12 protein-coding genes are annotated in these 12,630 nt (G+C 48.1%); 1 reads left to right on the top strand and 11 read right to left on the bottom strand.

All coding sequences use genetic code 11. The features are described from left to right. Nucleotides 1-98: 98 nt before the first annotated feature. The 5 genes from BN1938_RS17755 to yedF all read right to left on the bottom strand — a co-directional run bounded on the left by BN1938_RS17755 (nucleotide 99) and on the right by yedF (nucleotide 6,325). On the bottom strand, nucleotides 99-1,040 hold the full coding sequence (locus tag BN1938_RS17755) for a selenium metabolism-associated LysR family transcriptional regulator (protein WP_050641829.1): 942 nt from the start codon (nucleotides 1,038-1,040) through the stop codon (nucleotides 99-101). Beyond that, the gene (gene selB / locus BN1938_RS17760) at nucleotides 1,037-2,953 is read right to left on the bottom strand and encodes a selenocysteine-specific translation elongation factor (RefSeq protein ID WP_050641830.1); all 1,917 of its coding nucleotides are present in this window, start codon (nucleotides 2,951-2,953) and stop codon (nucleotides 1,037-1,039) included. The genes BN1938_RS17755 and selB overlap by 4 nt, the downstream gene beginning before the upstream one ends. Further along, complete coding sequence (gene selA, locus BN1938_RS17765; protein WP_050641831.1) at nucleotides 2,916-4,370, bottom strand: L-seryl-tRNA(Sec) selenium transferase; 1,455 nt, start codon at nucleotides 4,368-4,370, stop codon at nucleotides 2,916-2,918. The genes selB and selA overlap by 38 nt, the downstream gene beginning before the upstream one ends. Nucleotides 4,371-4,437: 67 nt before the next feature. Then, a complete protein-coding gene (selD, locus tag BN1938_RS17770; protein ID WP_082203054.1) occupies nucleotides 4,438-5,487 on the bottom strand; it encodes a selenide, water dikinase SelD in 1,050 nt (349 codons plus the stop codon). A gap of 211 nt (nucleotides 5,488-5,698) precedes the next feature. After that, the gene (yedF, locus tag BN1938_RS17775) at nucleotides 5,699-6,325 is read right to left on the bottom strand and encodes a sulfurtransferase-like selenium metabolism protein YedF (protein ID WP_050641832.1); all 627 of its coding nucleotides are present in this window, start codon (nucleotides 6,323-6,325) and stop codon (nucleotides 5,699-5,701) included. Nucleotides 6,326-6,812: 487 nt separating this feature from the next. On the opposite strand from yedF, the gene BN1938_RS17780 reads away from it, so the two are divergent. Then, the gene (locus tag BN1938_RS17780; RefSeq protein WP_050642741.1) at nucleotides 6,813-7,673 is read left to right on the top strand and encodes a class I SAM-dependent methyltransferase; all 861 of its coding nucleotides are present in this window, start codon (nucleotides 6,813-6,815) and stop codon (nucleotides 7,671-7,673) included. Between the two features lie 146 nt (nucleotides 7,674-7,819). On the opposite strand, the gene BN1938_RS17785 is transcribed toward BN1938_RS17780, so the two are convergent. The 6 genes from BN1938_RS17785 to BN1938_RS17810 all read right to left on the bottom strand — a co-directional run bounded on the left by BN1938_RS17785 (nucleotide 7,820) and on the right by BN1938_RS17810 (nucleotide 12,596). Then, on the bottom strand, nucleotides 7,820-8,548 hold the full coding sequence (locus BN1938_RS17785; RefSeq protein WP_050641833.1) for an NAD-dependent protein deacylase: 729 nt from the start codon (nucleotides 8,546-8,548) through the stop codon (nucleotides 7,820-7,822). A 113-nt stretch (nucleotides 8,549-8,661) separates the two neighbouring features. Continuing rightward, nucleotides 8,662-9,246 carry an HD domain-containing protein gene (locus BN1938_RS17790; RefSeq protein ID WP_050641834.1) on the bottom strand — a complete coding sequence of 195 codons (585 nt, stop codon included), beginning with the start codon at nucleotides 9,244-9,246 and terminating at the stop codon, nucleotides 8,662-8,664. 42 nt (nucleotides 9,247-9,288) lie between these two features. After that, nucleotides 9,289-9,672: a DUF6483 family protein gene (locus BN1938_RS17795; RefSeq protein WP_050641835.1), complete on the bottom strand. Its 384-nt coding sequence runs from the start codon at nucleotides 9,670-9,672 to the stop codon at nucleotides 9,289-9,291. A gap of 24 nt (nucleotides 9,673-9,696) precedes the next feature. Further along, complete coding sequence (locus BN1938_RS17800; RefSeq protein WP_050641836.1) at nucleotides 9,697-10,377, bottom strand: DUF6320 domain-containing protein; 681 nt, start codon at nucleotides 10,375-10,377, stop codon at nucleotides 9,697-9,699. 1,051 nt (nucleotides 10,378-11,428) lie between these two features. Beyond that, nucleotides 11,429-12,022 (bottom strand): DUF6465 family protein, encoded by a 594-nt coding sequence (locus BN1938_RS17805; RefSeq protein WP_050641837.1) that lies wholly within the window; start codon nucleotides 12,020-12,022, stop codon nucleotides 11,429-11,431. 127 nt (nucleotides 12,023-12,149) lie between these two features. After that, entirely contained in the window at nucleotides 12,150-12,596 is a 447-nt protein-coding gene (locus tag BN1938_RS17810) for a MarR family winged helix-turn-helix transcriptional regulator (protein WP_050641838.1), read from the bottom strand. Nucleotides 12,597-12,630: the final 34 nt, after the last annotated feature.

A 12,630-nucleotide genomic window follows, 5' to 3' on the forward strand; every position in this document is an offset into this window, starting at 1 on the left:
ACCGCCATAAATTAAAACCACTATAGACAGCCTCTATAGTGGCTGTTAAAATGTATTTTATTCAATGGTCTGCCGCAAGGCTTCCCGTAAAGCATTCGTTATGGAATTTCCTTCGGATAAACTTTGCTCACCACCCGCAGAAAGTTTTCTGCGGGCGCAGACAGCTGGAAGTTTTTATTATAAACGACATTTATGTCACGCTTTCCTTCCTCCGCATCCAGAGGGAAACACAGGATACTGCCGGCGCTGATTTCGTCTTCTGCAGCAAGGCGCGATATAATGGAGATTCCAACGCCTCTGCTCACTGAACGTTTGATCGTCTCCTGATTTTCTATGCTCGCTACAATCCTGAGCGCATCTATTTGGATTCCCATCTTTTTCAGCAGCCTCTCGGCCTCCTTACGGGTACCGGAACCTTCTTCCCGCAGAATCAGAGGTTCCTCCTGGATCCACATGTTTTCCGATTCCGTTTTTATCTGCTTCTTTTCGCTGAGAAGCTTTTCCCGCAGGCGCCTGTATTTATCTGAATTCGGTGTGATAATGACCAGTTCATCCTGGTAAAACGGTATGTACCGGCAGTATTTTTTTTCCAGTACTGTTCCGGTAAATCCGATATCCGCATTTCCGTTTATTACCTGTTCCACTACTTTTGCGCTGTCCGTCTCTGCAATTTTAAAGCGTTCTCCGGGATACAGCTCACTGAATTTTGCCAGGATCTGAGGAAGCAGATACTGGGAAGGAACGCTGGATGCGGCAATATGCATGCAGTGGCTGGTCTCTTTCCTCGTCCTGTTAAATACTGTTTCAATCTCTCTCTGAAGCACAATCATCTGCTTTGCATAGCCATGCAGTTTTTTCCCATCTTCTGAAAGGCTGACCTCTTTTGTATTTCTCACAAACAGGCAGACTCCCAGTTCCTGCTCCAGCGATGAGACATGTGCGCTTACTGTGGGCTGTGTCAGGAAGAGTTGTTTTGCCGCCTTTGAAAAGCTTCCCTCCTCCGCGACCGCTGTGAATGCCTCTATTTGTTTCAGATTCATAGATTCGATATCCTTTCACTTTCTGCTCCTGTTTTCCGGGTGACCTTAATGCTGTCCATGTATTCCAGAATCGGTTTCGCACTTTTCCGGCTTGTGCCAAACATATCACGAATCTCTGCGATTGTAATTTTCCCGTCTGCTTTCAGCTTTTCCACAATCTTCTCCCGTGCCGCGTCCATATAAGAACCAAGTGTGTACATGCCATCCGCTACTTTTACGATTTCTCCGCTGTCAACCAAAAGGAGAAGGATATCCTCCACCGTGCCGGCAGGTATTTTCCCGAAACTGATATCCGTCATTCTGGCAAAATCATAACCCGCGGGTTTCAATACGCCTAAAAGCGTGCGCCGCACCTTCTCATAAACCGCATCCCTGGCCGCTTCATACGCCGGCGGCGCAAGGAATTCATCATGGCGCGACAGAATGTTCTGCGCTTCCAGATACTCGATATATTTATCAAATATATTGGGCTTTACGCGTTTCATGTAGGTACTGTGCACTTCTGCCTTCGCCATACCATAGCGGTAAGGGTTCTTCTCCACGTATTTTTCCAGGGCATTCAGAATCTTCTCTCTGTATGCACGCTCGTCCGCTGTATGCCACACGAACGTATCCTTTTTCATCGGGAAAACACAGACCAGTCCCTCCTCTGCAAGAATCTTCACGGCCTCTTCTGTCTCTTCTCTGGACAGCGCCGTGAGTTTGGCAAGCTCTGACATCGCAGCCATTGTTTCTGCGTACTCTTTCACATGCAGTTCAATTACATCTTCGGCGGAACCGGACTCCTTCTGCTTCAGGGAATCCAGAACCTCCGGGGAAAACCGTTTCTTCTTCACCGCATTTGGTTCCAGTATCACACCGCCCCCGATTGTCTCCATAGGAGAATAGAACCGCACAACAAATCTGTCCCCTCTCCGGAAGGCGACCTCCTTTTCCATTCTAAGCTGGACATATCCGCTTTCTCCCGGTCCAAGAGTCTCATCACCCAAAAGGACAGCGCGGCACAATACCTCGCTGGTACCGCTGAAAAAATGCAGCCTTGTGTTGTTTGCCAGGACACGCACGGAGGAATCCAGCATTTCCAGTTTTACATCCAGGAGCCTGGAATCTTTCATGCTTCCGGGGGGCGCAAGGACGCAGCCTCTTTGCAGTTCCTTTTTCTTCATATTGGAGATATTGATTGCCACGCGCTGGCCCGCATAGCATGTTTCCACGTCCCTGCCATGTACCTGGATATTGCGGATCTTACACTCCCGTCCATTCGGAAACATCTCCAGTTTATCTTCTTTTGAAATCGTCCCGCTGACGAGCGTACCGGTTACCACAGTACCGAAGCCGGAGAGAGAAAATACCCGGTCTACGGGCAGCCTGGGTATGGTGTGAATCTCCTTTTCCACCACCTCATCCTCGCTCAGGCGCTCAATGGTTTCAACCAGAACGGGAATCCCCGCCCCGGTTGCTGCCGACACTTTCACGACAGGAGCCCGTTCCAGAAATGTTCCCTGCAGTTCTTCCCGGATCTCTTCTTCCACCATCTCCAGCCATTCTTCGTCCACCAGGTCGCATTTATTCAGGACCAGAATACTTTTTTGGACTCCCAGCATTTCTAAAATATCCATATGCTCTCTTGTCTGGGGCATGATTCCCTCATCGGCTGCGATAACCAGAAGCACCAGATCCATCCCCACAACACCGGCAACCATATTATTTATGAACTTCTCATGGCCCGGAACGTCTATGATGCCCGCCCGGTTTCCGTTCTTTAAGTCGAACCAGGTAAACCCCAGGTCGATTGTAATTCCTCTGCGCTGTTCCTCCTCCCAGCGGTCCGTGTTCCGGCCGGTGAGCGCTTTTATCAATGTTGTTTTTCCATGGTCAATATGGCCCGCTGTTCCGATAATAATATGCTTCATAAGGGTTTCCTTCCTTTTCCAGGACATTCTGCTCCTTTAAGATTCTGGTAAGATAGTTCATGAATTTTCCATCAAATGTCCGCATATCCAGGAGGATCTTGCCATTCATGACCCGTCCCACCACTGGCACCGGCATATGTCGAAGCCTCTCTTCCAGCTCCGGTGTACTGATATCCAGGGGGCGGATTGTCACCGCAAAGCTTGGGATGCGCTCCAGCGGCAGGGAGCCGCCTCCGATCTGTGCTTCACAGCTTTCGACGCCGATTTCTGCAGTCAGTTCTGCACGTCTGAGCATTTTACAGAACTTTTTGGCATCCTTTTCCACCTCTTCCGGCTTTCGCGTGATCATAGATAAGGCCGGTATGTTGTGTACTGCTTTCTCTTCCGATAAATATTCCCGCAAAACGACTTCCAGCGCCGAGGCTGTAAATTTGTCAATCCGCAGCGCCCGCGTCAGCTGGTTCTTTTTCATCATGTCTATATATTTCTTTTTTCCAACAATGATCCCCGCCTGAGGGCCGCCCAGCAGCTTGTCTCCGCTGAAACAGACCACATCGGCCCCATTTTTCACAGAATCCTGCACCGTGGGCTCATAGGCCAGTCCGTATTTGCTTAAATCTACCAGGACACCGCTGCCCAGGTCCTCGATGACCGGGAGCTGATACTTTTCTTTCAGTGCTGCCAGTTCTGCAACGGAAACCGATTCTGTAAAACCTACGATCCTGTAGTTGCTGGTGTGCACCTTCATGAAGGCCTTTGTCTCCTCCGTGACGGCTTCCTCATAGTCACTAATATGTGTTTTGTTGGTGGTTCCGGCTTCTCTGAGGACTGCGCCGCTTTGTTCCATGACATCGGGAATTCTGAATTTGCCTCCGACCTCTACCAATTCTCCCCGGGATACGATGACTTCCCCGCCTTTTGCCAGGGAGCTTAAGATCAGCATAACCGCGGCAGCATTATTGTTAACAGCCATGGCAGCTTCTGCCCCTGTGATCCTGCATAGAAGCCTTTCAAAATGAGAATACCGTTCCCCCCTGCCGCCTTCTTCCAGGTCATATTCCAGATTGGAGTAGCCTCCTGCGATATATGTCACCTGCTTCAGATGTTCAGTGCTAAGCGGAGCACGGCCAAGGTTGGTATGCAGTATCGTTCCCGTTCCGTTTAACACGCGCGTCATGTTGGGGCGGTGCATATCCGCTGCGGTAAGTTCTATGCGCACCATAAGGCTTTCTATCTGCTGTTCGGCTTCTTCCTCGTTCTCACAGGACGCAATATAGGCGCGAAGCTTATCAAGCTCAATCCGTACGGCTTCCAGTACACCGTCATAACCATACAGTTCCGCCATTTGCTTTATAACATTGTTTTCCATCAGAACATCTACTTTTGGGATTTTCCGATATAAAAGGTTCTTATTCATAGACTGCTCCTTATGCTTTGTTTGTAGTGCCTCCCATCGTAATTACGCCGGGAGGCACTAATTTGTATTATGGCAAAAGCCTTATCAATTTTTCTTCTTTCTCCAGCACCCGTCCGATCACGGAGACTTTGGTGTCCAGTTTTGCACGCTTCAACCCATTCATAAATTCATCCGCATAACACTTTGGCAGGCTGAACAAAAGGCCGCCTGATGTCTGAGGGTCGTACATGAGGTCTGTTACATATTCTTCTACGCGTTCCGCGTCCACCATACTCTGACAGTGTTCACGGTTTTTATAGGCACCGGCAGGGATTAAGCCCATCTTGGCGTAATCCGCAGCCTCCTGCATGTAAGGCACCCTTTTTGCTTGAATCTCCAGCGTTACGCCGCTGGCCTTAGCCATTTCCGCACAATGTCCCAGCAGTCCGAATCCGGTGATATCCGTACAGGCATTGACCGGAAATCCCTCTGCTGCTTCCTTTGCTTTTTTATTGAGGGAAGACATCACTATGACGGCTTGTGTTTTGGCCTGTTCCGAGGCCATTTCCGCTTTTACCGCAGTATTGATGATGCCGCTTCCGATCTGTTTGGTCAGGACCAGCACATCCCCGGGCCGGCAGCCATAATTTCTGTATATCTTATCGGGATGTACAAATCCCGACACACTCAGGCCGTACTTCGGCTCATCATCCTGGACGGAGTGTCCTCCCACCAGCACGGCGCCGGCTTCCTTTACCTTATCGGCACCGCCTCTTAAGATCTCCCCGAGAATCTCCGGGTCCAGACAATTTGGAAATCCCACAATATTCAGAGCCACCTTTGGCTCTCCTCCCATCGCGTATATATCGCTGAGGGAATTGGCTGCTGCAATCTGCCCGAAGGTATACGGATCATCCACAACCGGGGTAAAGAAGTCAACGGTCTGAATCATAGCAATATCATCCGTAACCTTGTAAATCGCAGCATCATCTGACGTTTCAATCCCAACCATGAGATTCTCATCCTGGAATTTTGGCAGCTTACCCAGAACCTGGGCAAGGGTCTCAGGACCTATTTTAGCCGCTCACCCGGCTGTCTTTGCCATCTGGGTAAGACGAACATCTTTCCCTTTGTTCATGCCATCTTCCTCCTTTCCTGGAGCGTGTCTGAAAATTGCTTGTTGCAAGATGTTGTCCCAGTTTGCGGGGTATTTACTGCCAAATACAGGAAGCGTAGTGGGCTACGCCCTCTGGATTTGGCAGTAAATAGACCGTGAAGTGGGGCAGCATCTTGCGGCAATGAATTTTCAGACACACTCTAGTATTGCGCACTCTCAGAAACTCTATTTTTTAGGGACGGATCACTTTTTGCGCTCCATTCATGGTCTCTACAATCGTGTACATATTGGTCACGCTTCCTACCTGAAGCTTTTCCTTCAGCCCGTAATAATCCAGGCATGTACCGCATGTCATAATCTGTACGCCCTGGGCTTCCATTGCTTTCAAATCCTCCAGGGAATCAGAACCTTCCGCAGTAAGCCTGGCTCCTCCATTGTAGAAAAGGATTGTCCGGGGCAGTTCCTCGAGCTGTGACACGGCAAAAATAAAGCCTTTCATCAACACTTCTCCCAATTCATCATTTCCCTCTCCCATCCGGTCTGAAGATACTACAACTATTGTACCGCCACTGCTGTCCGTGCAGCACACGGCCTCTTTCTGCTGTTCCTGCTTCTCATACTGTTCCTGCTGCAAAACACCGCCTTCCTTTTTAATGGCAATCCGATATTCTTTTTCTCCGGTTTTTTCCCAACTTACCCCGGCTCCGGAACTGGATGCCAGCTTTGTTACATTCTGGACGGCAATTTCATTATCTACCAATACCTCAAGAACTCCAGGGCCTTCCAGTTCCTGGAGAGCCTTCTTCGTCTTTATGACAGGGATGGGGCAGGCGTCTCCTATTGCATTAACCGTTATCATAATAGTGTCTCCTTTCGAAATCAGTGCAAAGGGGTCTGACCCCTTTGAAGTTATTTATAGATATATTCTATCACTGACTTGGCTTTGAGTAAACAATATTTATTGTCAACATCTGTTTGTTTGTCCCGATGCTACTATGTTGTCGAACGATCTGTTGTAACCGTTCAGACAGGTCTGTGCATTTACTGCACAGACCGTACGAAAACATGATGATTGCAGGCATCGCATCCTGTCTCCGCTTTGCTCCGGTCCGTGTTAAACGTACGCCGCCGGCGCACAGCCCCCTTCGCCGCAGGCGAATTTCAATGGGCTGGATGCGTAACAGTTCAGGCCTGTCTGAACTGTTGCGATCTGTTTCTGTTATGATAATAATATCCGAAAATCCATGTTGATAATTTTATGCATTTATGAGATGATATGTGTAGTTTTCCGCTTGTTTTGGAATTTTAAACAGGCAGTTTCCGAAAGAAAGGATAAGATAAAAATCATGTGGATTGCAGATAACTGGAAAGATTATGAGGTCATAGATTGTTCCATGGGAGAAAAGCTGGAGCGCTGGGGGGATTATTTTTTAATTCGCCCGGATCCCCAGGTCATCTGGGACACGCCTAAGACACAGAAGGGCTGGAAGAAACCAAACGGGCACTATCACCGCAGTAAAAAGGGCGGCGGGGAATGGGAATTCTTTGATCTGCCCCATCAGTGGCAGATTCATTACGGGGAACTTACTTTTAACCTGAAACCTTTTAATTTTAAGCACACAGGGCTATTCCCGGAACAGGCCGTAAACTGGGACTGGTTCTCCGATAAGATAAGAAACGCAGGCCGGACAGTAAAGGTGCTGAATCTTTTTGCTTACACGGGCGGCGCTACGCTGGCAGCAGCGGCAGCCGGCGCACAGGTTACCCATGTGGATGCCTCCAAAGGCATGGTTGGCTGGGCAAAGGAAAATGCGGCATCCTCCGGACTGGGCGAAGCTCCGATCCGCTGGCTCGTGGACGACTGTGTGAAGTTCGTGGAAAGGGAAATCCGCCGCGGCAATACTTACGATGCCATTATCATGGACCCTCCCTCCTATGGAAGAGGTCCCAAAGGGGAGGTATGGAAGATTGAGGATATGATCCATCCGCTGATCAGGCTCTGCACCCAGATCCTGTCAAAGGATGCGGTATTCTTCCTGGTTAATTCCTATACCACCGGACTGGCCCCGGCCGTCCTGACATATATGATCTCCACCGAGCTCAAAGCCTGGAACGGAACCGTAGACTCCCAGGAAATCGGGCTTCCTGTAAGCTCAAACGGGCTGGTGCTGCCTTGCGGCGCATCGGGACGCTGGGAAAGAACGTAAACCCCTTGAATAGATTTTCAGGGCTTGTGCCCCATCTGTACAAGTAAAGAATACTGACATATAAGTCAGCCCGCCGGAACCGGACGTTCTGGCGGGCTGCTGTTCTTCGTGAATCTTCCCTGCATATGCATTCATAGGTGAAATGATTACTGCACTGTAATTGCACCCAATATCTGCCCAATGGGTGCGGATATGTTTAGCTCAGCCCGGACGGCCTTTGCAGTCTCTGACTTATTAATTACAACCAGATGCCTTCCACGGAAATAATCGATGAATCCCGCGGCCGGATAAACTACCAACGAGGTTCCTCCAATAATAAGGGTATCTGCCTCGGTAATTGCACCTACCGCCCCCTGGATTGTCCTGGAATCCAGACCTTCCTCGTACAGCACCACATCCGGTTTGACGATACCTCCGCATTCACAGCGCGGTATACCGTCGGAGTTCTTGACAAACTGCGCATCGTAAAAACGCCCGCACTTCATGCAGTAGTTCCTGTGGATGCTGCCGTGGAGTTCGAAGACAGTCCGGCTGCCGGCAGCCTGATGAAGGCCGTCAATATTCTGTGTGATCACAGCCTTCAGCTTTCCCGCCTGTTCCAGCTCTGCCAGTTTGAGATGCGCAGGGTTGGGCAGCGCATCTAATATCATCATTTTTTCCTTGTAAAAGTCGTAAAATGTTTCTGTATACTCCATAAAAAAGCTGTGGCTTACTACCTGTTCCGGAGAGTATTTGTATTTCTGATGGTAAATACCGTCAGCACTCCTGAAATCAGGAATATTGCTCTCTGTGGATACTCCTGCACCGCCAAAAAACACAATGTTACCGCTGTCATCTATTATTTTCTGAAGCAGTTCTATTTCCTTTTCGTACATTCTGATACCTCCTGATTCACACACCGGCTCCATTTTGCAACAGCCACGTAAACATGCATACTAACGGGCACCGCCGTCTCTGCATTCATGGGTTATGGCCGATATCGGATGCGCTATCTGTCTATCACATTTCCTTTCTCAATATGCTCCTGTACAATCGCCTGCATACATTTCCATATATCTTCCGAGGTTTCCTCTATTTTCTGATTCCGTTTATAAATCTGTGACTTTTTCACCTTATGCTCCGCCCAGCTTTTTCCGCCGGATGCATCATTGAGCAGCAGCGGCTGAAAATTATCCAGCAGATGGGCAAACTTCGCATCCGGAGTCTCATACTCCTCAAACTCCTCCCACAACCTGCGGAACTCCTGCCCCTGTTCCTCCGGAAGAAGACCGAATATCCGGTCCGCCGCTGCCGCTTCCCTGACACGTTTCGTCTCTGCCCCTGCGGAATCATACGCATAGGTATCTCCTGCATCAATCTCAACCAGATCGTGAATCAGAACCATGGTCATCACCCTGGCCGCATCTGCATCCGGCACATACTCCTGCAAAAGCACTGCCATCAGCGCAATGTGCCAGGAATGTTCCGCATCGTTTTCCTTTCTCCGGCCGTCTGCCAGGTAGGTCTGCCGGTAAATATTTTTTACCTTATCGATCTCCCTGATAAACTGAATCTGCTGCTCCAATCTTGTCATTTTTCCAACCTCTTTTCTTCTATATTCATTACATGTAATACATTAGATCTCAAGTATCTCATCCAGAGAATCCATTCCGTACTCCGCAAGCAGCTGCCTGATCCCCTCGCCGATCTCTTCTCTTGTATAATCGTTTTGGGCCAGAAAATCATCCCCGTATTCGTTCAGATGATGATAAAATCCAATTCCCATTTCCAGATAAGTTTGATCCGACTGATCCAGTTCCTGGTACAGCATATTTTCCGCCTTATTCACCGCTCCTGCATCCGCCATTCTTACCAGACGGGCAAACAGATCATCCGCTGCCGTATATTTATTTTCCTCCGGAAGCTCATACTGCGGACTTGTCTTTCGAAATATAATCCGCGCCAGGGCCGCTGTTTCCCCCTTTATCATCCTCATAATATAATCCTGTTCAAATTCCATATCAGCACCTCTTTTCCCCGCTGCTTACTCCCCCTCCTCCTGCTGTTCGGAGGCATCTGCTTCGTTTAATCTTTGTCTGTTTTTCTCCCTCTTTGATATGCCAAGCCATATTCCAATAAAGAAATATGCCGCAAAACAAATCCCGATCAATGTATTGACTAAATACCCCGTATCCGTGGGATTAAACTTCAATACAAACGTTTTTACAAGATTATCTTTTCCGCTCAGCACAGCGTCAACCCATGTATTCAGTGTCATAATTAGTATTCCTGCCAAAAGTGAAATAAACGCAGATTTAAAATACCAGTTCATTCCCTTTATCTTTGCCGTAAGAATCATCAGCCAGACTGCAGCAACCGGAAATGCCGCGATAGGAAATGCATACCGATACAACCAGTCCCCTCCTGTATAAAGGTTACACGCGTACAGAAGCAGAAATGTAAAAAGCGTAACACCGAGTGCCGGCAGAATGACTCTGTGCTTTTTTACAAGTACCGGCAGGATCGTGACTGAAAAAGCGATCCCAATTGAAAACAGGACAATGTAAAACCAGGAAAGTCTGTGCTCAATAACCAGATTGCAGATCAGGCACGTGAGTACGGCCACCCCATAAAGTGCCAGCATAATACGCAGATATAGTTTAACGGCAGGATGCCTTCCTTTTTCACTGTCTTTTTTGTTACTGCCGCTGTTCTCTGTTCTCATCTTTTTACTCCCCCGTTTTTCTGTGCTTTATATCTGATTCAAAAATATCATCAATCAATAATTCTTCAAAAACCTATCTTCTAACTGCAATTTTACCACACTCTTCCTGAGATTGCCATTAAGAATACTCAGCAGTAGGTGACGAGCTTTGGATTTGTCGGCGGATGGGGGCGCGAAATAAAGAGAGCACCGTAAGCCTCCCAATTGCACCTATGCCGTTTTGATGTGCGGACACGAACCTAAGAAATTCTAGGAAGCCGACAGCCAAAAAAGTGGGGCACAGGCGACACATCACGAGAAATCCGATGATTTCTCGCGCTGGGTCGCCTAATTTTGTGATTCGGTGATCACAAAATTTCCCCACTTTTTCGGCTGTCGGCTTCCAAGAATTTCTAAGGTCCGCTTTAGCACTTCTAAACGGCATAGGTGCAATTGGGAGGCTTACGGTGCTCTCTTAATTTCGCTGGGTGCATCCAATCGGAGGAAGGTTGTCACCTGGAGAGGCGCTGAAACGGAGCAGCGTATTGATTCGCTTGGCGGAACATAAAATCTCCATTTGTTTACCAATGGGAAGAGTGCGGCCTGACAGAAGTATAAACAGTTACACTGTAAGTACATGAACGCCTTGTCCTTACCATGTACCGAATTTATTTCGTATCACCAAGCGAATTCATACGCTTCCCCCGTTACGCAGCGCCCCAATTGACGCGCTTTTTTACCGATTGGATGCGCCCAGCAAAATGAAGGGATAGCCGCCAGCCTCCTAAGGGCATACATGCCGTTCCGTACTGCTAAAGCAGGCCTTAGAAATTCTTAGAAGCAGACAGCCGCGAAAGTGGGGAGCTTTTATGATTCCGAATCATAAAAGCGGATGGCCCAGCGCGAGAAATCATCGGATTTCTCGTGATGTGCCATCTGTGCCCCACTTCCGCGGCTGGCTGCTTCTTAGAATTTCTTAGGTCTGCGTCCGCAATACGGAACGGCATGTATGCCCTTAGGAGGCTGGCGGCTATCCCTTCATTTTGCGCCCCCACCCAAATCCCCGGCAATTCTACAAGTCCACTTTTCCGGTAGTGTCCCCGTTGATTACGTAATATGCCGCAAATTCTTCTGGTTTCAGATAGATCTTTACGTCTTTCATATCGCCCACTTTATTCTTCAGTTCCTTAGTCCATACATCTTTCACTTTCTGAAGTACTTCTTTTTCTGAGTATTCTTTTCCTGAGAACTGAAGGAACAACTCTGTCTTTAACTCTGCTTTTTTTGTGGTTCTCTTCGCAGCAGTTGTTTTTGCTGTGGCCTTCTTAGGTGCGGCCTTCTTTGCCGCTGTTTTCTTTGGTTCTTCTGTAACAGGTTCAGGATCTTTGAGAACAGCTGCTCTTGTTTCAATGGCTTTTGTCGTATCTTTCTTTGTCTCGATCGCCTTTGCCTTTCCTGCTTTCGTCTCAATTGCCTCGGTTTTAACAGCATCTTTTTTTGCAGCCTCTGGCTTTACTGTTTCCTTCTTTTCTTCTCCCGGTACCGCTGCTTTTGTAGCCTCAGCTTTTGCAGTTGCTGTCCCGGCTGCTTCTACAGATAACTCTGCAGCCTCTTCTGCCGCTGGTTTTGTGGTTACTGGTTTCTTTGTTGTTTTCCTTGGTGCCATACTTGCTCCCTCCTGCTAAAACAATCAAGTATTTAGACTTCAACATGAACGTTTTTTTGCTACAAGGTGTATTGTACCTCATTTTTTCTCAAACGTCAAAAAAACTTTTCCATAGTCACTAAAAAGGTTACTGTTCATCCTTATACCCACGGAAAAACTTTGCAAGGCCTTCCAGAGTCTTTAACAGAATCGGAATTTCATTTTCATCCAGGCTCTGAATGACGGCATCTGTCATCTGCGTGTGAAAATCCTTATGGTGGTAAAATGCTTTTCTGCCCTTCTCTGTGAGCCTGATATAGACTACACGCCTGTCGGATTCACTTCTTTCACGTACCACGTATTTTTTGTTCACAAGGCTGTTGACGGACGTCGTAAGAGACCCGGCTGTGATGCCGAGTTTCCTGGCTACCGCGGACATGGTGCTGTCTTCCCCAAGCCCGATGGCCTCTATGATATGCATGTCATTATTGCTGATATCTTTGTACTCATCTGTTATAATTGCCTCTTCCTCTAATTCCCAAATTTCATTAAACAAATGAACCAGTATATCATTGATGGTCTCGTGTGCATTCACAGATGCTGTGCTCCTTTCTCTGTATCGCATATTA

This window comes from Eubacterium sp. SB2 (assembly GCF_001244405.1).
GTDB classification, from domain to species: domain Bacteria; phylum Bacillota; class Clostridia; order Lachnospirales; family Lachnospiraceae; genus Faecalicatena; species Faecalicatena contortus_B.